Source organism: Rhodovulum tesquicola (assembly GCF_024128855.1).
In the GTDB taxonomy this organism is placed as follows: domain Bacteria; phylum Pseudomonadota; class Alphaproteobacteria; order Rhodobacterales; family Rhodobacteraceae; genus Rhodovulum; species Rhodovulum tesquicola.
The window spans coordinates 326622-350544 of record NZ_JAMYDV010000001.1; the positions used below are offsets into that span (position 1 = coordinate 326622).

13 protein-coding genes are annotated in these 23923 nt (G+C 69.4%); 9 read left to right on the forward strand and 4 right to left on the reverse strand.

Features of this window, described 5'->3' with window-relative positions; translation table 11 throughout:
- Nucleotides 1-99 precede the first annotated feature (99 nt).
- The 3 genes from NHN26_RS01500 (at nucleotide 100) to NHN26_RS01510 (ending at nucleotide 5791) form a co-directional block, all read left to right on the forward strand.
- A complete protein-coding gene (locus NHN26_RS01500) occupies nucleotides 100-1062 on the forward strand; it encodes a TAXI family TRAP transporter solute-binding subunit (protein ID WP_354595913.1) in 963 nt (320 codons plus the stop codon).
- A 168-nt stretch (nucleotides 1063-1230) separates the two neighbouring features.
- Nucleotides 1231-3408, forward strand: a complete 2178-nt coding sequence (locus NHN26_RS01505; RefSeq protein ID WP_253087751.1) for a TRAP transporter permease — start codon at nucleotides 1231-1233, stop codon at nucleotides 3406-3408.
- 82 nt (nucleotides 3409-3490) lie between these two features.
- On the forward strand, nucleotides 3491-5791 hold the full coding sequence (locus NHN26_RS01510) for a Tex family protein (protein WP_253087752.1): 2301 nt from the start codon (nucleotides 3491-3493) through the stop codon (nucleotides 5789-5791).
- Here NHN26_RS01510 and NHN26_RS01515 read toward each other — a convergent pair whose 3' ends face one another.
- From NHN26_RS01515 to NHN26_RS01530, 4 genes are all read right to left on the reverse strand, one after another.
- Nucleotides 5792-7123: a TRAP transporter large permease gene (locus tag NHN26_RS01515; protein WP_253087753.1), complete on the reverse strand. Its 1332-nt coding sequence runs from the start codon at nucleotides 7121-7123 to the stop codon at nucleotides 5792-5794.
- On the reverse strand, nucleotides 7116-7598 hold the full coding sequence (locus NHN26_RS01520; RefSeq protein ID WP_253087754.1) for a TRAP transporter small permease: 483 nt from the start codon (nucleotides 7596-7598) through the stop codon (nucleotides 7116-7118). The genes NHN26_RS01515 and NHN26_RS01520 overlap by 8 nt, the downstream gene beginning before the upstream one ends.
- Nucleotides 7599-7664: 66 nt before the next feature.
- Complete coding sequence (locus tag NHN26_RS01525) at nucleotides 7665-8669, reverse strand: DctP family TRAP transporter solute-binding subunit (RefSeq protein ID WP_253087755.1); 1005 nt, start codon at nucleotides 8667-8669, stop codon at nucleotides 7665-7667.
- 134 nt (nucleotides 8670-8803) lie between these two features.
- Nucleotides 8804-9754, reverse strand: coding sequence for an autotransporter outer membrane beta-barrel domain-containing protein (locus NHN26_RS01530; protein WP_253087756.1), 951 nt, complete (start codon nucleotides 9752-9754; stop codon nucleotides 8804-8806).
- Nucleotides 9755-9999: 245 nt separating this feature from the next.
- On the opposite strand from NHN26_RS01530, the gene NHN26_RS01535 reads away from it, so the two are divergent.
- The 6 genes from NHN26_RS01535 (at nucleotide 10000) to NHN26_RS01560 (ending at nucleotide 23893) form a co-directional block, all read left to right on the forward strand.
- The gene (locus tag NHN26_RS01535; protein WP_253087757.1) at nucleotides 10000-13383 is read left to right on the forward strand and encodes a hypothetical protein; all 3384 of its coding nucleotides are present in this window, start codon (nucleotides 10000-10002) and stop codon (nucleotides 13381-13383) included.
- Nucleotides 13380-21347 (forward strand): hypothetical protein, encoded by a 7968-nt coding sequence (locus NHN26_RS01540; protein ID WP_253087758.1) that lies wholly within the window; start codon nucleotides 13380-13382, stop codon nucleotides 21345-21347. Before NHN26_RS01535 ends, NHN26_RS01540 begins: the two co-directional genes overlap by 4 nt.
- A gap of 137 nt (nucleotides 21348-21484) precedes the next feature.
- The gene (locus NHN26_RS01545; RefSeq protein ID WP_253087759.1) at nucleotides 21485-21775 is read left to right on the forward strand and encodes a BufA1 family periplasmic bufferin-type metallophore; all 291 of its coding nucleotides are present in this window, start codon (nucleotides 21485-21487) and stop codon (nucleotides 21773-21775) included.
- 55 nt (nucleotides 21776-21830) lie between these two features.
- Nucleotides 21831-22682 (forward strand): MNIO family bufferin maturase, encoded by an 852-nt coding sequence (gene bufB / locus NHN26_RS01550; protein WP_253087760.1) that lies wholly within the window; start codon nucleotides 21831-21833, stop codon nucleotides 22680-22682.
- The gene (locus tag NHN26_RS01555) at nucleotides 22666-23475 is read left to right on the forward strand and encodes an HvfC/BufC N-terminal domain-containing protein (protein ID WP_253087761.1); all 810 of its coding nucleotides are present in this window, start codon (nucleotides 22666-22668) and stop codon (nucleotides 23473-23475) included. The genes bufB and NHN26_RS01555 overlap by 17 nt, the downstream gene beginning before the upstream one ends.
- Entirely contained in the window at nucleotides 23423-23893 is a 471-nt protein-coding gene (locus NHN26_RS01560; protein WP_253087762.1) for a DoxX family protein, read from the forward strand. Before NHN26_RS01555 ends, NHN26_RS01560 begins: the two co-directional genes overlap by 53 nt.
- The last annotated feature ends 30 nt before the right edge of the window (nucleotides 23894-23923 follow it).

Sequence of the window (23923 nt, forward strand, 5' to 3'; positions counted from 1 at the left end):
GCGGCGCCCGTCGCCCCCTGATATGCCGCGTGCTCCGGCGGGGCGGCTGCCTGCCGCGCCGGAATCGCCAACCAGGTTCATGGGAGGACCCCAATGTTGATGACCCGTATCGCGGCCCTTGCGGTCGCCGCCACGCTTGCCCTGCCCGCCGCCGCCGAGGATCGTGCGGACTGGCCCAACAGCCTGACCATCGGCACCGCCAGCCAGGGCGGCACCTATTTCGTCTATGGCAACGGCTTTGCCAGCTTCATCTCCGAGCAACTCGGCGTGAACGCCACGGGCGAGGTGACCGGCGGCCCGGTGCAGAACGTGACGCTGGTGGAAACCGGCGACCACCTCATGGGCCTTGTGACCATGGGCCCGGCCTATGACGCCTGGATGGGCAAGTCGGAACTGGCGCCGGGGCTGGAACACCGCTCGATCCGCGCGCTGTTCCCGATGTACCAGACGCCGTTCCAGGTCGTCGCGCTGCGCTCGTCGGGCATCACCTCGGTGTCCGATCTGGACGGCAAGCGCGTTTCGGTCGGCCCGGCGGGCGGCACGCCCGGCACCTACTGGCCGCTGTTCATGGAGGCGCTCGGCGTGAATGCCCGCGTCTCGAATGCCGGTGCCGCGGATGCCGCGGGCCAGCTTCAGGACGGTCTGATCGACGCCTTCGCCTTTGCCGCGGGCGTGCCGATCTCGGCCTTCGCGGAACTCGCGGCCAGCCAGGACGTGGTGATGTTCGGCTTCAACGAGGAAGAGATGCCGAAGGTCCTCGAGGCGTTCCCGGCGATGGCGCCCCTGACGATCCCGGCGGGCACCTATGCGGGCCATGACTACGACCAGCCCACCGTCGCGCTGTGGAACTTCGCCGTCGCGCATTCGGACATGCCCGATAGCCTGGCCTACGAGATCACCAAGCTGGCGATGGAAAACCATGACCGCATGCTGCAGATCCATGCCGCGGCCAGCGAGACGCTGATCGAGAACTGGGACAAGAACACCTTCATGCCGTTCCATCCCGGCGCCGTGCGCTTCTACGAGGAAGCGGGCATCGAGATTCCCGACGATCTGAAGTAAGCTGACCCGGTCCCGGGCCCGCCTTGCAAGGGCGGGCGCGGGCCTGGGAGCCGCGATCCGGTCCGCGCGCGATGCGGGCCGGACGTCTCGTGCAAAGAACACCAGAGGCGCGGACCACCTGACCCGGTCGGGTCGGCAACCGCTCCAGCCGACCGAGGGGGGAAGGCCATGCAATCCAATCCGACGGCCGCCGCGGCGGACGAGGCGGGGCCCGATATCGCAAGGGGCGTCGACGCCGAAACCTATGCGTCGAACCAGCGGCGCCCCGGATACCTGCTCGGTCGATTGCTGGCGCTGATCTGCGCGGGCTACACGATCTTCCATGTCGGCGTGCTCTACCTTTACCCGCTGGAGCCCTGGGTTTACCGGCTGATCCATGTCGGCGGCGGGCTGGCCATCGGCTTCCTGCTGTTCTCGACCGCCACCTTCGGCGAGGAGCCCGGGCCGCGCGGGCTGAACCGGCTGCGCCTTGCGCTGATCGCGCCCGGGGCCGCGGCCATCACGGCGGCCTTCCTTCAGGCGGTGGGCTTTCAGTTCGGCATCGGCGGGGTCGATCAGGCGGCGGCGCGCGATGCGATGGTGCTGTCCTTCGGCTGGCCGCTGCTGCTGGGCTCGATCTGGCTGGTGGGGCTGGGCTGGTTCATGCCCGACCGCAGCCGCGAGCGGCTGGACCTTGCGGATGTCTTCCTGGCCGTCGCCGCGATCACGGTCGCGCTCTACATCATCCACCACGCGCCCTTCCTGCGGCTGCGCGCGGGCACCGCGCTGGCCAAGCAGGCGGACATGTTCGCCGCCGCGGCGGGCGTTCTGCTGATCCTCGAACTGACGCGGCGGCTGGCCGGGCTGGCGCTGGTGGTGATCGCGGGGATCTTCGTGATCTATGCCTTTGTCGGGCCATGGCTGCCCGGCATCCTGGAACATCGCGGCTATTCGGCGACGCGCTTCTTCACCTATGTCTATACCGACCAGGGCATCCTCGGCCCGACCACGGCGATTTCCTCGACCTACATCATCCTGTTCGTGACCTTTGCCGCCTTCCTTCAGGCCAGCCGCGTGGGCGAGTATTTCGTCAATTTCGCCTTTGCCGCGGCCGGGCATCTGCGCGGCGGACCCGCCAAGGTGGCGGTGTTCGGCTCGGGCCTGATGGGCATGATCAACGGCACCTCGGCGGGCAACGTGGTGGCCACCGGGTCGTTGACCATCCCGCTGATGAAGAAGGTGGGCTACAAGCCCCAGACCGCCGGCGCGATCGAGGCCGCGGCCTCCTCGGGCGGGCAGATCCTGCCGCCGATCATGGGGGCGGGCGCCTTCATCATGTCCGAGATCACGGGCATCGCCTATACCGAGATCGTGATCGCGGCGATCATCCCCGCGCTGCTCTACTTTGCCTGCGTGCTGTTCAATGTCGATCTGGCCGCGCGCAAATACGGCATGAAGGGCCTGCCGCGCGAGGAATTGCCGCGCTTCGACGTGCTGGCGCGCAAGGCGTTCCTGTTCCTGCCGATCATCATCCTGATCGCCACGCTGTTCGCGGGCTATTCGGTCATCCGGGCGGGCGTCTGGGCGATGGCGGCGGCCACGGTGGTCAGCTGGCTGACGCCCTATCGCATGGGGCCGGTCGCGATCCTGCGCGCGTTCGAGCTGGCCGCCAAGATGAGCCTGCAACTGATCGCGGTCTGCGCCGCGGCGGGCATCATCGTGGGGGTGATCGCGCTGACCGGCATCGGCACGCGGTTCTCGGGGCTGTTGCTGGGGCTGGCCGGGCAAAGCCAGCTTGTCGCGCTGTTCTTCGCGATGATCGTGGCGATCATCCTCGGCATGGGGATGCCGACAACGGCGGCCTATGCGGTGGCGGCCTCGGTCATCGCGCCGGGGCTGGTGCAGATGGGCATCCAGCCGCTTCTGGCGCATTTCTTCATCTTCTACTTCGCGGTGATGTCGGCGATCACGCCGCCCGTGGCGCTGGCCGCCTATGCGGGGGCGGCAATCGCGCAATCCGATCCGATGAAGACCAGCGTCGAGGCGTTCAAGTTCGGGCTGGCGGCCTTTGTCGTGCCGTTCATGATCTTCGCTTCGCCCGCGCTCTTGATGCAGGGGCACTGGACCGAGGTCGTGCATGTCACCGCCTCGGCCGCCTTCGGGGTGTTCCTGCTGTCGGCGGCGGTGCAAGGCTGGTTCATGGGCACGCTGAACCCGGCATTGCGCCTGTTCGTTGGCGCCGCGGCGCTTGCGATGATCGACGGCGGCTGGCTGACCGATGGCATCGGGCTTGGCGCGGCGCTGATCGTCTGGCTGCTTCAGCGTCGGCAGGTCTCCGCCCGCGACATCGCCCGCGGCGCGGACTGAGCGGGCAGAGCGCGGGCTGCCGCTTGGCGCGGCCCGCGCCCTCCGCTAGGAAGGCCGTCCAACCGCAGACAAGGATCTTGCCGTGACGACCGCCCAGGACCGCATCACCCGTACCATCGCCACCGAGATCGCCGCCGCGCCCGCGCAGGTTCAGGCCGCGGTCCAGTTGCTGGACGGGGGCGCGACCGTGCCCTTCGTGGCGCGCTACCGCAAGGAGGTGACCGGCGGGCTGGACGATACCCAGTTGCGCCTGCTGGCCGACCGGCTGGCCTATCTGCGCGAGATGGAGGCGCGGCGCGAAACGATCCTGAACTCGATCCGCGAGCAGGGCAAGCTGACCGACGCGCTGGCCCGCGCCATCGCCGGGGCCGAGACCAAGGCCACGCTCGAAGACATCTACCTGCCCTTCAAGCCCAAGCGCCGCACCAAGGCGATGATCGCCCGCGAGAACGGGCTGGAGCCGCTGCTGCGCGCGATCATCGACGACCGCGGCGCGGCGCCCGAGACGCTGGCCGCGGGCTATCTGTCGGACGCCGTGCCCGACACCAAGGCCGCGCTGGCGGGCGCACGCGACATCCTGGCCGAGCAACTGGCCGAGAATGCGGATCTTCTGGGCCGACTGCGCGCCTTCATGCAGCACGAGGCGTTCATCGCCGCCCGCGTCGTGCCCGGCAAGGAGGTCGCGGGCGCCAAGTTCTCGGATTATTTCGACCATCGCGAGAAATGGGCCACGATCCCCGCGCACCGGGCGCTGGCGATCCTGCGCGCCTCCAAGGAAGAGGTCGTGACCATCGAGATCGCCCCCGACCCCGAGACCGGCGCCCCGCGTGCCATCGGCATGGTCGCCGCCGAGATCGGGATCGCGGGCGACGGCCCGGGCGATGCCTGGCTGCGTGAGGCGGCGGGCTGGACCTGGCGGGTCAAGCTGGGCCTGACGATGTATATGGACCTTCTGGCCGAGCTGCGCCGCCGCGCCCATGAAGAGGCCATCGCGGTCTTTTCCCGCAACCTGCGCGACCTGCTGCTGGCCGCGCCTGCGGGTGCGCGCCCGACGCTGGGGCTGGACCCGGGCATCCGCACCGGCGTCAAGGCCGCGGTGGTGGACGCCACCGGCAAGCTGGTCGAGACGGCGACGCTTTATCCCTTTCAGCCCAGGAACGACCTGCGCGGGGCGATGGCGACGGTGCTGGAACTGGTGCGCCGCCATGGCGTCGAACTGATCGCCATCGGCAACGGCACCGCCAGCCGCGAGACCGAGCGTTTCGTGGCCGAGGCGCTGCGCCTTCTGCCCGACGCCGGGCCGCGCCCGGTCAAGGTGGTGGTGTCCGAGGCGGGCGCGTCCGTCTATTCCGCCTCGGAACTGGCGGCGCGCGAATTCCCCGATCTGGACGTTTCCTTGCGCGGCGCCGTGTCCATCGCGCGGCGGCTCCAGGATCCACTGGCCGAACTGGTCAAGATCGAGCCGAAATCCATCGGCGTCGGCCAGTATCAGCATGACGTGGACCAGCGCCGCCTGGCCCAGACGCTGGAGGCGGTGGTCGAGGACGCGGTGAACGCCGTGGGGGTGGATCTGAACACCGCGTCGGCGCCGCTGCTGGCCCATGTCGCGGGGCTGGGTCCGTCGCTGGCGCAGGCCATCGTCGCCCATCGCGATGCGAATGGCGCCTTCCCCTCGCGCAAGGCGTTGCTCAAGGTCGGCGGGCTGGGGCCGAAGGCGTTCGAACAGGCGGCGGGCTTCCTGCGCATCCAGGGCGGCGCCGAGCCGCTGGATGCCTCCTCCGTCCACCCCGAGGCCTATGGTGTGGCCCGCCGGATCGTCGCCGCCTGCGGCCGCGACCTGCGCGAGATCATGGGCAACGGCGCGGCGCTGAAGGGGCTGAAACCCGAGCAATTCGTCGATGACCGTTTCGGCCTGCCCACGGTGCGCGACATCCTCGCCGAGCTGGAAAAACCCGGCCGCGACCCGCGCCCCGAATTCCGCACCGCCGCCTTTGCCGACGGGGTCGAGGACATCAAGGATCTGAAACCCGGCATGATGCTGGAAGGCACCGTGACCAACGTGGCCGCCTTCGGCGCCTTCGTCGATATCGGCGTGCATCAGGACGGGCTGGTGCATGTCAGCCAGCTGGCCGACCGCTTCGTGCGTGACCCGCACGAGGTCGTCAAGGCGGGCGATGTGGTCAAGGTGCGCGTGGTCGAGATCGACATTCCCCGCAAGCGCATCGGCCTGTCGATGCGCAAGGAAGCCGCCGCCGACCCGCGCCCCGCCAGCCCCGCGCGCCCCAGGGGCACGGGCAAGCCGCGCGCGGCGCGCGCGCCCGAAGGGTCCGGCCGGGGCGCGCTGGGCGATGCGCTCAGGGCGGCGATGACGCGCAAGGAGTGATCAGCGCAGCATCCCCACCAGCGTCAGCGACAATGCGGGCAGGGCGGCGATCGCCGCCAGCCCCAGAAGGCTTGCGATCAGGAAGGGCAGGGCGCCCCGCGCGATCCGCTCGATCGACAGGCGCGTGACATTCGCCGCGACGTAAAGGTTGATGCCCACCGGCGGCGTGAACAGCCCGATGGCCAGGTTCACCATCACCACCACCCCGAACCAGACCGGATCCCAGCCCATTTCCCGCATCACCGGCAGGAAGATCGGCAGCGAGATGAACATCACCGTCACCGGGTCCATGAACATCCCCGCGACCAGCAGCACGACCATGATGACCAGCAGGATCACCCATTCATTGCCGCTCAGACCCAGCAGCGCGCCGGAATAGCTGCCGATCAGATCCTCGACATTGACCACCCAGCCGAACAGCCCCGCATAGGCCACCACCAGCATCACCACCGCAGAGGATGCGGCCGCATTGGCCAGCGCCTCGTAAAGCCCGCGCAAGGTCAGCGTGCGATAGGCCAGCGCGCCGACGCCCAGCGCATAGACGGTCGCGACCAGCGCCGCCTCGGTGGGGGTGAAGATGCCCGAATAGATCCCGCCCAGGATCACCAGCGGCGTCAGAAGGCCCCAGAACGCCTCGCGGAAGGACAGCCACAGCCGCCGGCCATAGGGCAGCGCGGCATGCGGCATCGGGCTCAGCGCGTCCAGCGCGGGGCTTGCGGCAGGCCCTTCGCGCCGGGCGAAGGGCAGGGTGGCCAGCATCATCAGCCCCATGAACAGGCCGGGGATGATCGCCGCGATGAACAGCTGCGAGATCGAGGTTTCCGCGATCACGCCATAGATCACCAGCCCGATCGAGGGCGGGATCACGATGGACAGCGCCGCCCCGGTGCAGACCAGCCCCGCCGCATAGGCGCGGGAATAGCCGTCCTCCTCCATCCCCTTGACGATCATCGGCCCGATGGCCGCGACCGAGGCCGGACCGGATCCGCTGACCGCGCCCCAGAACAGGCAGACCACCGTCCCCACAACCCCCATGCCGCCGGGGGTGGACCCGATCAGCACGCGGAAGAAGCGGATCATGCGTTCCGCAATCCCCGTCGTGCCCATCAGCGTGCCCGCAAGGATGAAGAACGGGATCGCCAGAAGCGAGAACTTGGTGACGCCCGCCGCGATCAGGTCGCCCGCAAGCTCCAGCCCGAATCCGATCTGCCACATCGCATGGATCGCCGACAGGCCCAGCGCAAAGGCCACCGGCACGCGCAGCGCCATCAGCAGGAAGAACAGGATCACCATCCCGGTGCCCGCGCCGAGGCCGGGGAACAGATCAGGCATCGGATCCCCCGTCGCCCGTGCCGCGCAGCACATCCCGCGCGTGTTGCAGATAGCGGATCAGGATCAGCGCAAAGCCGAACGGAACCGCCGCCTGGTAATACCACGCGGGCAGGCCCAGCGCGTAGGACCGGATGCCGCTGGACAACTGGTTGGTCAGGGTCTGCCACGAGAACCAGGCCGACAGCGCCAGCAGCAGCACGGACAGCGCGGCGGCCAGCACGAAAAGCGGCTTGCGCAAGGCGCGCGGCAGCAGGTCATGGACCAGCGTCACCGACAGATGCTCGCCCCGCCGCGCGGCGATGGCGGCGCCGAACACGGTCAGCAGCAGGAAGCCGTTGGTCAGCAATTCCTCGGTGGCGGCCAGCGAGTAATTGGTGCCGTAGCGCACCACCACATTGGCAAAGCCGATTGCGGTCATGCCCAGGAACAGGACCGCGCAGACGATCTTTTCCGCCTCGTCGAGAAGGAAACGCATCGGGCTTTCCCGCTATGGCGAACGAAGGGCAGGCCCGCGTCGGGCGGACCTGCCGGGGGTTGAAACCTACTGCGCTTCCGCGATGGCAGAGCGGAACGCCTCGACGATCTCGGGGCCGACCTTGGCAGCCCAGGCGTCAAACGCAGGTTGCGTCGCCGTGCGGAAGGCATCCAGCTGCTCGGGGGTCAGTTCGGTGACCTCCATCCCCTTTTCGCGCAGGAAGTCGATGCCGCTGGCGGTGCCGTCGCGGGTGATCTGGCGCTGATATTCCATCGCCTCGATGGCGGCGGTCCGCAGCTTGTCCTGCATCCCGGCATCATAGCTGTCCCACTTGGCCTTCGAGATGCCAAGGAAGATCGGGTCATAGGAATAATGCCAGGTCGTCAGGTATTTCTGCATCTCGTAGACCTGCTGCGGGATGATGACCGCGCCGATCGGGTTTTCCTGCCCGTCGACCACGCCCTGTTGCAGCGCGGTCAGAGTTTCCGACCACTGCATCTGCTGCGGATTGGCGCCCAGCGCGTTCATCACGTCGATATACATCGGCCCCGCGACGCGCATGTTCAGCCCCTTCATGTCGTCGGGGCTGGTGATCGGGCGGGTGTTGTTGGTGATCTCGCGAAAGCCGTTCTCGCCCCAGGCCAGCACGACGATGCCCTTTTCCAGAAGGATGTCCGCCATCATCTGGCCGGGCGCGCCCTGCGTGGTCGCGTCGACCTCGTCATAGGAGGAATAGAGATAGGGCAGCGAGAACACCGCCATTTCGGGCACCAGCGGCGTGACGTTGATCGCCGAGGTCAGCACCAGGTCCAGCGCGCCGCGGCCGATCATCTCGGCCTGCTTCATCTGGTCGCCGCCCGAAAGCTGGGCATTGGGGAAGACCCGCACCGAGATGTCGCCGCCGGTCGCCTCGGAGATCAGTTCGCCGAACTTCTCGGCGCCCTTGTGCCAGGTGGTGGTGTCGCCGACATTGTGCGACAGCCGCAGCGTCTCGGCCGAGGCCGTGCCCAGCATCATCGCGCCCGCGACCAGGGCGGCGAACGCGCCCCTGCCCAGAGTGATCGCCTTCATGGAACTCCTCCGTCTTGTCCGTTCGCCCTTGCCGGGCGGATTCTGCGAGGCACGCCACGCCGCCCCGTGGCCGGTATCAAGACCAGATGCAAGGCCCGGGCACAAGACGCGATGCGCCTTGCATCCCGCCGATGTCAGAACGGAAAGGCAACGCCCAGTTGCAGGTATCGCGTCTCGAAATCGCCGTTACGTTCCAGATAGACCCCCAGATTGGCCATGCCGCCCCCCTGCATCTGGCGCGCAAGGCCCAGGCCCAAGACCGCGGTATTGGCCTCGGGATAGCGGTCGGGAATATTCGCCAGCTGGTCGGAAAACAGGGTGAACGCGTTCCCCGGCGCAAAGCCCGTCACCAGCGCCGAGGGCCGTTGCGGCGGGCGTTTCCCGAACTCGTGCACCAGCGCGACAAAGGCCCATGGGGTGATCGTCCGGCCCTGCCCGATCGCGACCTCGCCCGAAACGTCGATCCCGTAGAACAGGCTCCGGCTGACCCGGGTCTCCCGGTCGAGCATCGTGGCGAATTGCGTATGCGCCTCCTGCGTCAGGCCAAGGATCTGGCCGCCGCCGAAATGGCCCACGCTCAGCCCCGGCTGGCGGACCAGCGGGGCATGGATCCGCGCGTGGATCTCGACCATGTGGCCGTCCCATCGGTCGATATTGCCCAGAAAGCTGTTGCGGAACCGCTGGCCGCTGACGCTGAAGCCGACCTGCGCGACATAAGTCTCGCGGATCTGGAACAGATCGACACCGAACCCCAGGCTGTCGGCGCGAAGATCCTGAAAAATCTGCTGATACTCGACATCGGACCGCCCGGCCGCAAGGCGGAACACCAGGCGCCGGTCGTCCCGCGGGCGGGTCATCAGGGCAAGATCGACCCCCGTCAGCGTGACCTCGGCATCCGTGGCAAGCGCCGTGTTGCGCGGATCGGTTGCCGCGCCAAGGCCCCGGAATGTCAGCGCCCGCTCCTGCCCCGCGGCCAGATCCTGCACCCCCAGCGCCGGACCCGCCAGCCAGTCCGGCCCGGCGCGCGCAGGGGCCGCGCAGGCCATGCCGAAAGCGACAAGAACGGCCGGGAAAATGCGGATCATTGCGGCGGTCCTTTCCGGGCGCAAGGGAGCGGGCAACTCCCTTGACTTGTGCCAAGGGCTCCGTATCCTTTCCATAGATTGTTCCTCGCAGGCCGAATTCGCAAGATAATTGCGTCTTTGGGGGGATTGACGACACGCCCGCAAAGGGCGGGGCGCGTGCTTTTCCTGTTGCCCAGGTTTCCTGTCCGTCACACCTGCCCCGGATGCCGGTCCGCCGCGCCCCGGGCCTTCGAGGGAGGGCGAAGGTGAAGCTCGCGGTCGCCTTCTGGGAACAACGTGCCCCCAAATCCTATTTCTACCTGCTGACGCCGGACGGGGTCGTGCCGCGGACGGGGGGCTGGTTCGGGATCTTCATCCATACCCCCGCGCCGCAGGATACCACGCGGCTGGCCTATCTCTCGCATAACCTCAAGATGCTCCAGAACCCGATGCTCTACTTCGTGCAGAGCTTCGTCTTCTTCGAGACCGGGCTGGGCGAGGGCGAGATCAAGGATATCGTCGCGGGACTCGAAGCCTGTGACTGGTCCGCCATCGGCGCGGCATCGCTGGCCTGGGTGCCCGACACCGCGCCGGTCGCCGCCCTGCCGATGGTGCCGCTTGTCGACCGCCGGACCAAACGCTTCGCCGTTCTGCTGGACGCGCCCGAGACCCGCCCGCTGGTCCTGCTGGAGGACGGCGCGCAACCGGCCTCGCTGCGGCTGGCGGCCGGGGCGCGCGCGAAGATCGAGGTAGACGCCAACGCCGCCGATGACGGCCTCGTGCTGAGTTGCGACGCCGGTTTCGGCCTGCTGCGCGGCACGCCCAAGGGCAAGCCCGCGCCGCCCCTGTTCCGCGTGCCGCCCGGCACCGCGGTCCAGATCGACGCGCAGGGCGCCGCGGCGGGCTGCCTGCGGGCGGTGGGCGCGCTGGCCATGCCGGTTTCCGATCTTGTGGTCGGGTTCCGCTACGAGCTTGGCGCGCGCGGGCCGCTGGCCGCTCCGGCGCTGAACGCGCCCGACGGGCTGGACGGGCATGCGGCCACGCTCTGCCTCTCGCCCAACGCGGTGCTCGACCCCGCGCGCAGCGGGTTCGCGCTGGACCCGGCCGGGGCGGGGTTCGCGTCGGCCTTCCGCACCCGGGGCGGCGGCACCATCGCCCTTGCCCCCGATCCCGGGGGCGGCAGTCGGCTTGTCTTCAACCGCGGCAACGGGGCCATGCGCTACCTCACGCTTGACGGCCCGTTCGTCGCTTCGCCGCCCCCGGGGGCGGGCGACAGCGCGTTCCTGTGCGGGCTGTCGGGCGTCGAATACATCGCGCTGGAGGCGGGCGACCGCATGGCCTTTTCCGCCGGTCAGCCCGCCGCGATCACCGTCTCGCCCGGCAGCGCCGACCCGGTCTTTGCCGCGGATCCGGCCGGGGCCGCGACCACCGCGCAGATGACGATCCGCGCCGACACGGCCCCCCGCGCCTATGTCAGCGAACCCGACAATTCGCCCTTCTTCGCCCCCGGATCGGCGGGGTCCGATCCGCTTCAACTGGGCTATCTGCCGCTCAGCCGGATCGCGCTGGCCCCGGGCGCGGCCTCGGCCTTCTTTCCCGCCCTGCCCTACGCGGCGATGCCGGGGCTCGGCGCCGCGCAGGATCCCGCGCTGGTCCGCGCGTTCGAGCTGCACCACCTCAACCCCGCGCGCCGCGCCGCGATCGCCGCCGCGGCGACGGGACAGGCCGCCACGATGGCCGGGGCCACCACCTGCGCGGTGACGCCGCAGGGCCACAAGGCGACGTTCCGGAACGGGCAATGGACCGCGCTTGACGTGGCCGCGATGCAGGGCCCCGAGACCCAGGTCGCGATCCGGTTCGAGGCAGACCCGGGCAAGGCGCTGCCCGATGCCTTGCAGGACGCGTTCCTGACCAACCAGCAATTCGTGGTGATGACGCAGGACCGCGGCAATCTCGGCCGCTTCACCCCGAAAATCCGGATGAGCGGCTGGGAATTCGACCTGGATCTGTCGGTCAACACCACGATCGGCAGCTATCGCAACGTGCTGATCTTCAAGTCGGCCAGCGCCTCGCTCGCGCAACTGGCCGCCACGCCGGACCTCTGGACCGGAACCGCGGCCTTCAACAGCGAGGCCGATCCCGAGGGCGCCTATCTCTCGGCCTGGCTGACCGCCTATCTGGACGAGGCACGCCGGATCCATGACGGCGGGCGCGGCGTGGCAAGCCTTGGCGCCTTCTGCGCGTTGATCGACGATCCGGACTGGAACGGGGTGCTGGCGCTGAACGTGGGCGTCGATCCCGCCGCCCTCGCCCCCGAGATCGAGGCGCTGCTGGCCGGCATCGACGACAGCCTGTTCGCCGCGCATCATATCGGCAACCTCGTCAACCATGTGGCCCCCAAGGCAGGCGGCGACTTCGCGCTGAACAGTTCGGTCTTCGGGCTGATCCGCTATACCGACCCGGCCTATCGCGGGGCGCAGGACGACATCGCCTATCTGCCCACGCCGGACGATTTCGATTTCCGCGTGCTGACGCTGGAAGCGGTGTTCGAGGATGCGCGGCTGACGCATTTCTCGAACCGCTCGCTGATCGTCGCGAACCGGCTGTTCGGCGACCGGGTGCTGGCCGCCGCCCCGGACGGCCAGACCGCCCGCAACACGCTGATACTGATCGGCACCTACAGGACGACGAACGGCGTTCCCAGCTACACCTTCGCCACCGCGCCGGGCAGCGCGGGCCAGTTCTTCCTGTCCGGCAATGCGCTGGACCGCGTGACCGTGACAAAGGCCACGATGGCGGTCACATCGCAGCCCGGCGCGGGTTATGTCGCGCGGTTCGGGATGTGGGGCAGTCTCGGCCTGCTGGCGGACCCGGCTTTCGACCTTCTGTCCTTCGAACGGCTGGCCTTCCAGAACCTCGCCATCGAGATGCGCCTGACCCCCGCCCCCGCGCAGCCCCCGGGCGGCAAGACCGTGTTCGACCGCAGCTTTGCCTTCCGCACCGACGGGCTGGTATTCGAGGATCTGGGGCTCAGGCAGATCGACGCCGGGCAGGCCGCGGACACGGATGAAAACCTCGTGCGCACCGGCTCGCTGCTGGCGGCCTTTCCGCTCCGGATCAAGGGCTTCCGCTCGGGCGCGGCGACCGCCCCGCCCGAAAGCCTTGGCTACCGGGTGCTGCACACCACCGCCCCCGCGGGCGTGTCGGCGGCCGATCTGGATAGCGGGCCATGGCACGCGCTGGCCTTCGAGATGACGCTTGGCGCAAGCGGCGCGCTGGCGGGCAAGGCGGTGATCGCGGCCGAATTGCTGCTGGCCTGGCAACCCGATGGCGCAGGGCAGCCCGATATCGCGCCGCTTTTCCGGCTGTCGGGACCGGACGGCATCGCGCTGAGCTTCGACATCGAGGGCGTGGTGAAATTCGGCGCGCGGGACGTTCTGCTGAACCGGATCCGGCGCAGCGACGCCTCGCCCGAGTCCGACCTGTTCGTGATGATCTTCGAAAGCATCGGGCTGTCGGTGCTGATGCTGTCCTTCCCGCCCGCGGGCACCACCAATGTCTACCTGATGGGCGGGACCAGCACGGGCGAGGCGGTCAATCCGATCCTGGGCTGGGTCGGCGGCTACCAGGCGCGCGAGGCGGGCAAATGAGCACGGGGTTCGAGGACGACATCCGGGCCGCGATCCAGACCGGCCGCGCGCTCGCGCTGGATTTCGACAGGCTCATCAAGATCGCCAAGGATCCCAAGGCCGAGAAAACCGAGGTCGAGGTCACGCTGGGGCTGGAGCTGTCCTCGGTCTACCAGCTTGCCGGGATCGTGCAGGGCGCCGATCTGCTGGGCCTGCTGCCCCCCGGCCTGCTGCCACCCCCCGCCCCGCAACCGCACACGCCCTATGTCACGCTTGAAACGGTCACGATCACGCTGTTGACCAGGACCAGGACCATCGGCGCTGTGACCTGCGCGCTTGGCTTCGGGGCCAAGTCCGGCACGGCCTTCGACGGGTTGCACTGGACCATCGCCCGGATCGGGACCGAAAACTTTACGGTCGGGATCACCGGGCTGAATGTGGGCCTCGACAAGCCGACCGGCCCCGACCGCAGCCTGATCGCAAGCTCGGCGGGCGCGGTCGATATCGCGAAACTGGCCCTCGACGTGACCGGCAGCTATCCCGACGGCCGGATCGAGATCGCCCAGCCCGCAGGCAAGACGCTGGTGCTGGCCGATTTCCTGACGGATTTCGGGCTGCACGCGCAGGATTTCCTGAACAGCCTCACGCTGAAGGATCTGGATTTCGTAGTCGTGGTGCCGACGAAATCGGGCTCGATCAAGGCCAAGCTGGTCACCCAGACCGGCGCGGCGCTGGTGCTGGTGCAGGGCGACGGCGCCAGGGCGCTGCTGTCCCTGGCCGAGGCCAGCCTTGACTGCGCCTATTCCGCGACCCGGACCGATGTCGCGATCAAGGGCCAGTTCCTGGTGATGGAGGCGCTGAGCTTCGACATCGCCGCCAGCTACAAGGACGACCGCCAGAAACCCAAGGGCAAGGCGGCGGCCCCGGGCAGCACCTGGGTCTTTGCCGGTGCGATCAACGTGGCCGATACATGGCAACGCCTGCATCCCGGCCAGACGCCGCCGCCCCTGCCGCTGATCGGGATCGCCGATCTGGCCGAACTGTTCGTGCCCGGCAGCGCCGCCCGCCTCCCCGACGAGATCGGCCATCTGTCGGTCGCCGAGCTTTCTGCCCGCTACACCCGCGACGGTCAGGGCGCCACGGCCTACCGGCTCAAGGGCGCGTTCGACGGCACATGGCAACTGGCGGGCGGACTCCGCGCAACCCTGTCCATCGACCTGACCGAGAAGCACAAGCTGTTCACCGCCACGTTCGACATGGACGGCTTCCATTTCGACCTCTCGCTTGACCTGACCGAGGGCAAGGACGCGCAACAGGCCTATACCATCCGCGCCCGCATCGACGCGATCATCGACCGCCAACCGCTCAAGATCGCCGGCAGCTATGACAGCACCGGCAAGCTGGCGCTGACGCTGGAGGCCGAGGTGAACCTTGCGATGATGATCGCCTGGTTCGTCGGCTCGGCCACCGGACAACGCTACTACGTCGTGCCCGAACCTTGGGACGACATCCTCAAACAGATCAGGCTGCCCAAGGACCTCGCGCTTGCGATGGATACCAAGACCGGCGCGGTCACGCTGACGCTGGGCCAGATCGGCCTCGATTTCCTCGCCTTCAGGATCGACGGCATCTCGCTGGTCTATACCCGCGCGGCGGCCACGGGCGGCAAGAGCGGGATCACCATCGAACTGACCGGCCGGCTGCCCGGCGGCAGCGCGCTCGCCTGGGATCCCGCGACCGAAACCCCGCCCGAGATCCCCGGAAAGGGCGGCGCGCTGGTCGAGATCCGCACCGCCGCCGCGGGCCAGCATTTCGCCTTCGACACCGTGCCCAGCGGTATCGCCGATGCCGTCGGGACGGTCGGCAAGTCGCTGGCCGCCTCGTCCTGGACCGGCCCGCCCGCGCTTATGCATTTCGACCCGAACGCGGGCTGGCTGTTCGCGGCGCATGCCCGGATCCTCGGCCAGGCCGACCTCGAATTCGTGTTCAACGACCCCGACATCTACGGCGTCCTGATCACTGTCACCAAGGGCAAGAACGACAAGCTGAACGTCCTCGACGGGCTTTATGCCGAGGTGCTCTATCGCAAGGTCACCGACGCGGTCGGCGTCTACGAGGGCACGCTGACCCTTCCGAAAAGCATCCAGAGCATCAATTTCGGCGCGTTCGAGATGACGCTGCCGTCCTTCTACCTCGCGATCTACACCAATGGCGATTTCAAGATCGACGTGGGCTTCCCCCATGACCTCGATTTCTCGAAATCCCTGTCGCTGACGGTCGAGATCTATTCGGGCGCGGCCGGGTTCTACTACGCGAAACTCGACGGGCTCGACCCCAAGGGCCTGCCGCAGGTGCCACAGGACAAGGGCATCTTCAGCCCGGTCACCGAGATCGGCATCGGGCTTCAGGTCGGCATCCAGAAGGGGTTCGAAAGCGGGCCGCTCAGCGCGCGGTTCGCGGTGATGGTGCAGGGCCTGTTCCAGGGCACCTTCGCCACCTATCACGACTTCGCCAGCGGCCAGACGGACGAGTTCTACGACGTGCGCGCGACGGTCGCGGTCTTCGGCCAGCTTGTCGGGGCGATCGACTTCGCCATCATCAAGGCCACGCTCGAAGTCCGGATCTTCGTGCGCGCCGACATGCGCATCATCGCGCATCGCGCGACCGAGGTTGCCTTTGCCGCGGGCGTCGATGTCCGGGTGACGGTGGTCATCAACCTGTTCCTGTTCCGGATCTCGATCCACCTGTCGTTCAGCATGGTGGTCCACGGCTCGGCGACATTCGGACAGGATACCCATGCCCTCTGGGACGATGCGTTGACGCTGGAAATGTTCGCCCTGTCCGGCACCGCCCCGCCCCCCGTCTGGCAGCCGGTCGCGCCGACCGGCGGGCCGGTGCCGCTGACCGTATATGTCCTTCCGGCCCTCAGCGCGGGGCTGGACTATACCGACGCCGCCCACGCCACGGATCGCTGGATCCAGGTCGCCCAGCTTGCGCTGTCGAACCCCATGGCAGCCCCCGGAACCGCCGATGCGGGGGACGGCTCCTACGCCGCCTTCCTGACCGGGCTCATGCGCTGGGGCCTGTTCGCGGCCTCGGGGCAGGCGCAGCCGGGCGGTGCCGCGGCCGACCAGTCGGTGGTGGACAAGACCACCGTCACGCGCGACGACATCGCCGCGCTGCTGGCCACGCTCGCCCGTGGCGACCGGCCCGGCCTGGCCGAGATCCAGGCCCTGTTCAAGGCCGGGTTCGAAACCCGCATCGGCAAGCCGACGACACCCGCCGACGGCCAGACGCTGGGCGTGGGCTTCTTCCCCGCCCTGCCCGGCATGAAAATCACCCTAACGCTCGGCACCGGGCCCGCGGTTCCCTTGGAACAGACCCCGCGCGGGACCGCCTCCCCGACCGGGCCGCTGCCGTCCCGAGCGCTGGCCCACCTGGGCGAACCGCTTCCGGCAACCCCGCCCTCCGCGCCGGTCGAGGAGGTGTTGGCCGACTACGTCACGGTTGCCCTGCGCGCCGGGCTGCAACAGGCCCATGACGCGACCGAGCTGTTCCCCGAAGCCGGGCCGTCCCCGCAGATCGCCGCGATCCTGTCCCGCCTGTCCCCCGCCCTTGCCGGGATCTCGGGCCTGACCTCGCGCTTCATGCTGCATGGCACGCGCCAGCCCGCGGCGGACGGTTCGCTACACCCGCTTTACGCGCTGACGGGCCAGCAGGCGGTTCTGGGCGCGGGCGACATGGCGGCCGATACGCTTGTCCTCGGCGTCGGCCTGCCCGCCGCCGACCAGGCGCTGTGGAATGTCCGGATCGAGGGCGGCGGCGAGAGCCTCGCCTTTTCCAGCGCCGATGCCGAACCGCTGGTCAAGGCACCCGCCGCGCTGCCCGCCGCGCCGGATCTGCCCGACCCGAAACCCGCGCTCACGCTCCAGCCCGCCTTCGATATCAGGCCGCTGCGCTTTGCCCTGCCCGCCGGGATCGCCGCGACCGGCGGCGGAACCGTCTGGCGCCTGCCGCCCGCCCTGACCGACCTGCTCTCGCGCGCCCCCACCGCGGCCTTCGGGCTGTTCACGCTGCCCGATGGCGACCCCGAGGCCGAGGGCACCCCGGTTCCCGCCGCCGATTTCGACTGGGCGCTCGCCCTCGATTTCGACGTCGCGCGGATCCCGCTGCCCGGCGCGGCCGATCCGAAATCGCCCGAATACCTTGGCAACACCTATGCGCTGGCCAGCGTGAACCAGAAGGGGCTGGCCCTGCTGCAACGGCTGATTGCCGATCTGTCGGCCCCGACGCCCACGGCCCGCGTCTCGGCGCTGCGGCTGGGCTATCGCACCGGCCCGGCGGGGCAGGCGGCAAGCCTGACGCTGGGGGATATCGACTTCACCGATACCTTCCTCGTGCAAAGCAATTTCTCGACCGAGACGCGCCCGCCGCAGGTCGTCATGGCGCTGGAAAGCGCGGGCGCCGCGCCCCCCGATCCAAAACAGGCCCTTGGCTTTCTCGGCAAGCTCTGGAGCGGGGGCGTGACCAATTCGGGCGGCTATTTCCTCTGCCATGCGGGCGACGGAAGCGGCCTGCCCGCGGCGCTGTTCGGATCCGGCGGGCGGGCCACGCTGACGCTGGTGATCGGGCTCGTACATCCGGGCACGGGGCCCGTGCCACTCGCCCCCTATGTCAACGCGGTGCTGGGCAGCGGCCTGACGCCCGGCGACGCCCTGTTCGTCGCGTCCGACAGCCTGAACGATGCGCATCCGCTGACCCTGCCCGGCCAACTGGCCATCCAGCTTACGCGCAGCAGGCCCGCCGAGCCCGGCGCCGCCGATCTGGGCGCGGCGCTGGACCAGCTTTACAACCTCTACGCGGGCCGGATCACGGCCATCGACGGCACGCCCCTGCCCGATGGCGAGGCAACGGTCTTCGGCCCCGACAAGGCCGCGCAGGATGGCGATGATCTGGTCTATCGCCACAGCTTCCCGCTGGTGCCCCATGCGGGCAACCTGCATGCCGTGGCCGATGGCGGCGCGCTGCCCGAGGCGGACAACCCCTATGCCGCGATGGGCAAGCGCGTCGATCTCGGCCTTGCCCGCGTCGATCTGTTCGGCAATCTCTGGGCGGGCTACGACGATGGCGGCACGCTGTCGCCTGCCTATGACGATCCGCTGATCGCCCCGACCCGGCTGCCCTATCTGTCCTTCAGCTATGCCTTCGAGGGCGGGAAGACGCCCCGTCTGGTGGTGACACCCGTCCTGACCCCGCCGGTCTACCCGGCAGGCGAACCCGCGCAGCAACGCAGATCGGCCGACCTCGCGGCCTATGCCGCCGCGTATTACCAGATCGCCGCGATCGAGGGCCGCGAACAGGTTTCGCTGACGCTCGCCACCAGCCTCGTGCCCGGCGCGGCGCTGCCGGTCGAGGCCGCGACGCTCGCCGCGAACCTGCTGACCGCCTACAAGGCGATCCTCGCCGCCCCCATCCTGACCGCGCCGCCCGCCGCGCCGCCGCCCGAACAGGTGCTGACCCCCCTTTCGGCGGCCATCGACGTAAAGGGGCTGGCCCCCGACCTCGCGCTGCCCCTGACCGCCAGCCTGACCATCGCGCGGTCCGGCCCCTTTGCCCCGGACGTGCCCGCCGACAGCGCGGTGCGCAGCGTCACCGTCCCGCTGCCGCCCCGCACCGATGCGGCGGGCGCACAGGGTCAACCCGCCGCGCCGCTCTCGCTCGATGCGTTCAAGGCGGGGTTCAACGCCGCCTTCGCCGCACAGGACCGGGTTCTGGCCGCCGGGGCCAACCGCACGGCCAGTTCCGCCGACAGCGGCCGCCAGCTCTGGGTGCTGCGCTACGGCAAGACCGGGATCGCGCCGCGTTTCGACACCGCCACGCCGCCCGCCTGTTTCGCCCCGCGCCCGCTGTCCAACCGGCTGATCTCGCGCAATGTGCAGGTCCCGACGCTTGCCGCCGACGGCACGCTGTCGCCGCCCCCGGGCACGCAGGTCGCCGCGCGCGACATCGACATCGACGCGGTGATGCGCCGCGTGCTTGCCGCGCTCGACGGCATGTTCGCGCCACAACTGGCGGTCCCGGTGGCGCTGGTGAACCGCGAGGCGCTGAACCGGCTTGCCGCGGCCAAGAAGGCCATCGTCGAAAAGCTGGTCGCCTTCGTGACCGAGATCCGCCTCGACGGAACCGACACCGCCCCGGCCGGTGACGCCGCGCTGGCCGCCGCGAAGGACCGCTACCGGCAGGAATGCCTGATCGAGATGGGCAATTTCTACGAGATGGCCTCGGTCGCGGTGCTGGACCTGAAGACCGCGCTTGGCGGGCTCGCCAGCCCCCAGCCGATGAACCTTTTCGGCCAGCCCTCGCCCGGCACCGGCCCGAAAAACGCGCCCCCGACAACGGACAATTATTCGCTCACCGGGGGCAAGGCCGCGATGACACCCTCGGGCGGCCCCATGGCCATCGGTCTTTTCGCCCGCAACAAGACGCTCAGTTCGACCTTCACCGCCGATCTGACCTTCACCATCGGCGCCATCGAGCATGACCTGAGCGAGGTCCGCATCGGCGAGACGGTCTATACCAGCGGCGGCTGGCTCAGCTTCCTCGACCCGCCCGCGCCGCTGGCCATCGGCGAGGTCGCGTTCCCGATCCCGCTGCGCGCCTTCCCCACGCCGCCCGACCTTGGCCAGCAACAGGCCCGCGGCCTGCTTGATCCGGGCGCGCTGCCCAAGACCGCGGCCGAAACGCTGGCGCTGGCCAAGTCCTGGGCGCTGGACGGCAGCTATCGCCACGGCTTCGTCGCCCAGGACCGGGTCGAGCTTGAGGTGACGGTCAACCAGGGCAACCGGCAGGGCCTGCTGTTCGCAACCGGCCTCGACGTGATCGACGCGCTGATCGCCTTCGACCGGCTGCTGCCCGAGCTTCAGGCGCTGTTCGTCGCCCAGGGCCTTGCCGCCATCCGCAGCCCCGACCGCGCGGACAACCCGGTGCTCAAGGCCGCGCTCGACAGCTTCGCGACACTGGCGCAGGACATCGCCGACAGCGGCTGGTCCCCGATCATGCCCGAGGCGTTTGCCGAGATCGAGGCCACGGGCCTTGTCCGCCGCAGCCGCCGCTTCGCCATCGAGGACGGGGTGCAGAAGCCGGGCGATCCATGGATGACCCGGATCAGCATCAGCGACAAGGGCGCCGCGGATCTCGACATCCTGCCGATGATCGGGATCGACGGCTACCGCACGCAGGTCGCGGCAAAGGACGCCAGTTCCGCCAGCTACACCTATCTCGACGCGCAGACCGGCAAGCCGCTGACCGAGGAGCAGGGCCGCGCGCTGGCCGAACGCCGCGTCATCGTCGCCCCGGCGGACAAGGGCGCTCCCTTCGGCAGCGCGCTGAACGTGATCGACCGGCAGGACGGCACGATGGCGATGCAGATCCTTCGCAATGCCCGCTTCCAGGAGGCGTTCCGCTACGCGACCGACTGGGTCCGCTATCCCACCCCGGTCGCCCCGCAACTCGACATCGCCACCCCGATCGACATCGCGGACCTTGCCGGGGCGCCGGGCAAGCCGCGCCCGCTGGCGGCCCATCTTGCCGCGCTGCACGCCGCGCTGGTCACGGGCAGCGGCACGGGCGAGACGCTGGAGGGCATGGTTCAGCTTGCCGTCGGCTTCGACCTGCCCCTGACCGCCAGCGGCCCCGCGACGCTTGCCCTGCCGCCGGTGCGGTTGCCGGTGCTCCTGCGCCTGCCCACCGCCGTCACGCTGGGCGCATCGGACCCGGCCCCGCCCGCCTTCCTCGACGAGGTGGCGCAGGACATCACCCGCTGGCTCGCCGCGATGGACATCACACCCACGACCCGCCCCGATCTCTGGGCCGAGGCGTCGCTTGGCCTTGATCTGTCGCTGTTCAGCGGCGCGGCGTCCGGCGGCCCGCCGATCCTGCGCCTGCGCAACCTGACCCTCGCCTGCACCGCCATCGCGGCGCCCTGACCATCCCGATCTCCCGGCCCCCCCTTGCCCGCTCTCGCCGGAACACGGTTTCGCGAGGGCTGTAACACCCGGGCTCCCCGAGGGTCGCATCGGCACGGGCCGCAACCGGCCCGGACTGGTCTGACAAGGAGAGAGAGATGGACATTATGAAACCGACCCTCGGGCTTGGCGCATCGCTGGCCTGTGCGCTGAGCGTGATGGCAACCGCCCCGGCCCATGCCCAGGAGATGGAGAAATGCTACGGCGTGTCACTGGCCGGGCAGAACGACTGCGCGGCCGGCCCCGGCACGACCTGCGCGGGCACGTCGAAGGTCGATTACCAGGGCAATGCCTGGACGCTGGTGCCCACCGGCACCTGCACCCAGATCGAATTGCCGGGTGATCGCATGGGCGCGCTGGAACCGCTGACCCGCGACATCCCGTCCTGATCCTGCGGGGCGGGTCGCAGGCCCGCCCCGTCCATCCCAGCCGCGAGGGTCCGAGATGACCGTTCTCCCCAATGCCGCCGGTGTCGGCTTCAAGCCGCAGCATTTCGCGGCGATCCGCGAAACCGCCGCCCGCATCGGCTTTTTCGAGGTCCATGCCGAGAACTACATGGGCGCGGGCGGCCTGCCCCATGCCCAGCTGGCCGCCCTGCGCGCGGATTTTCCGATCTCGCTGCACGGGGTCGGGCTGTCCATCGGCGGGGCCGGGCCGCTCGATGCCGATCACCTCGCACGCCTGCGGGCACTGATCGACCGCTACCAGCCCGAAAGCTTCTCCGAGCATCTCGCCTGGTCAAGCCACGGGACCGAGTATCTCAACGACCTGCTGCCGCTGCCCTATGCCTGGGAAACGCTGGCCATCGTCTGCGACCATGTCGACGCGGTCCAACAGGCGCTGGGGCGGCGCATGCTGCTGGAAAACCCCGCGACCTGTGTGCTCTTCGCGCAATCGACGATCCCCGAGGTCGACTTCCTGGCCGAGATCAGCCGCCGCACCGGCTGCGGGCTGTTGCTCGACATCAACAATGTCTTCGTCTCGGCCAGCAATCACCGCACCGATCCGCGGGCCTATCTTGCCGCCTTCCCGATGGATCGGGTGGGCGAGATCCATCTGGGCGGCCATGACAGCGAGGATCTGCCCACCGGCCCGCTGCTGATCGACGCCCATGGCAGCCCCGTCGCCGACCCGGTCTGGACGCTTTACGCCGAAGTGATCGCGCGCATCGGTCCTCGGCCCACGCTGGTCGAATGGGACAACGACCTGCCCGACTGGCCCGTGCTCGCCGCCGAGGCCGACCGGGCGCAGGCGATCCTGGATGGCGGGGGGCAGGGCCTTGCCCGCGCATCCTGACTTCACCGCCCGCTTCGCCGCCGGGCTGCGGGACGGCACGCTGCCACCGGGCCTGACCGCCACCCCGCCGGACGAGGCCGCGCGCCGCTTCGCGGTCTACCGCAACAACGTCGCCGTCGGCCTGATCGACGCGCTGGCCGCCCGCTTCCCGGTGATCCGGCGGCTGCTGGGCGAAGACTTCTTCCGCGCGATGGCCCGGGTCTTTGCCGAAACCCACCGGCCGCGCTCGCCCGTTCTGCTGGACTGGGGCGCGGAGCTGCCCGGGTTTCTGGAAACCTTCCCGCCGCTGGCGGCCCATCCCTACCTGGCCGACATCGCCCGGATCGAGCATGCCCGCGGCCGCGCCTTCCATGCCGCCGACCGGCCCCCCCTGCCGCCCGCGGCGCTGGCCGGGGCCGATCCGTCCCGCCTGCGGCTCTGCCTTCACCCCTCGGTGCAGGTGCTGCGGCTTGCGCATCCGGCGGTGTCGATCTGGGCCGCGAACCAGCCCGGCCGCGACCCAAGCGGCCCGTTCCCCCCCGCGGCCGAGACCGCCCTGATCCTGCGCGATACCCGCTTCGACGTGCCGGTCGCCGCCATCTGCCCGGGCGATGCCGCGCTGGTCGAGGCCCTGCGCACCGGCGCCCCGCTGACCGCCGCCGCGCGCCGTGCCGCCACGGCCCAGCAAGCGCATGACCCCCAGCCCATCCTCGTCCGCCTGATGCAGGCGGGCGCCCTCATCACCCCCGGGAGGACCGACGATGAAACCCCTGATCCGCAGCCTGAACCGGGCGCTTGCCCATGTTCCGAATGATCTCGTCGCCCTCGGGCTGCGCCTCTTCCCGGCGATGGTCTTCCTGCAATCGGGCCGCACCAAGGTCGACGGGCTGTTCTCGATCAGGGACTCCACCTGGTTCCTGTTCGAGCATGAATACGCGCTTCCGGTCATCCCGCACGAACTGGCCGCCGTTCTGGCCACCCTCGCCGAGCATGTGCTGCCGGTCCTGCTGATCCTCGGCCTTTTCACCCGGTTCTCGGCGCTGGGATTGCTGGCCATGACGGCGGTGATCCAGATCTTCGTCTATCCCGGCGCCTGGATCACCCACGGCCTCTGGGCCGCCGCGCTGCTGGCACTCGTCGCAGGCGGGCCGGGGCGGGCCTCGCTCGACCACCTGCTGGGGCTGGACCCCGGCAGGCCGCGGCCGCACCCCGCCGCCGCGCAGGCCGCGTGACGGCCCAACCCGACCGGCGCCGCGCGGAAA

What these genes read in the sequence shown, in the direction of transcription:
- NHN26_RS01540 (WP_253087758.1), top strand. Translation starts at nt 13,380, where the DNA reads ATGAGCACGGGGTTCGAGGACGACATCCGGGCCGCGATCCAGACCGGC.
- NHN26_RS01520 (WP_253087754.1), bottom strand. Translation starts at nt 7,598, where the DNA reads ATGCGTTTCCTTCTCGACGAGGCGGAAAAGATCGTCTGCGCGGTCCTG.
- NHN26_RS01545 (WP_253087759.1), top strand. Translation starts at nt 21,485, where the DNA reads ATGGACATTATGAAACCGACCCTCGGGCTTGGCGCATCGCTGGCCTGT.
- NHN26_RS01505 (WP_253087751.1), top strand. Translation starts at nt 1,231, where the DNA reads ATGCAATCCAATCCGACGGCCGCCGCGGCGGACGAGGCGGGGCCCGAT.
- NHN26_RS01530 (WP_253087756.1), bottom strand. Translation starts at nt 9,754, where the DNA reads ATGATCCGCATTTTCCCGGCCGTTCTTGTCGCTTTCGGCATGGCCTGC.
- NHN26_RS01500 (WP_354595913.1), top strand. Translation starts at nt 100, where the DNA reads ATGACCCGTATCGCGGCCCTTGCGGTCGCCGCCACGCTTGCCCTGCCC.
- NHN26_RS01525 (WP_253087755.1), bottom strand. Translation starts at nt 8,669, where the DNA reads ATGAAGGCGATCACTCTGGGCAGGGGCGCGTTCGCCGCCCTGGTCGCG.
- NHN26_RS01515 (WP_253087753.1), bottom strand. Translation starts at nt 7,123, where the DNA reads ATGCCTGATCTGTTCCCCGGCCTCGGCGCGGGCACCGGGATGGTGATC.
- NHN26_RS01560 (WP_253087762.1), top strand. Translation starts at nt 23,423, where the DNA reads ATGAAACCCCTGATCCGCAGCCTGAACCGGGCGCTTGCCCATGTTCCG.
- bufB (WP_253087760.1), top strand. Translation starts at nt 21,831, where the DNA reads ATGACCGTTCTCCCCAATGCCGCCGGTGTCGGCTTCAAGCCGCAGCAT.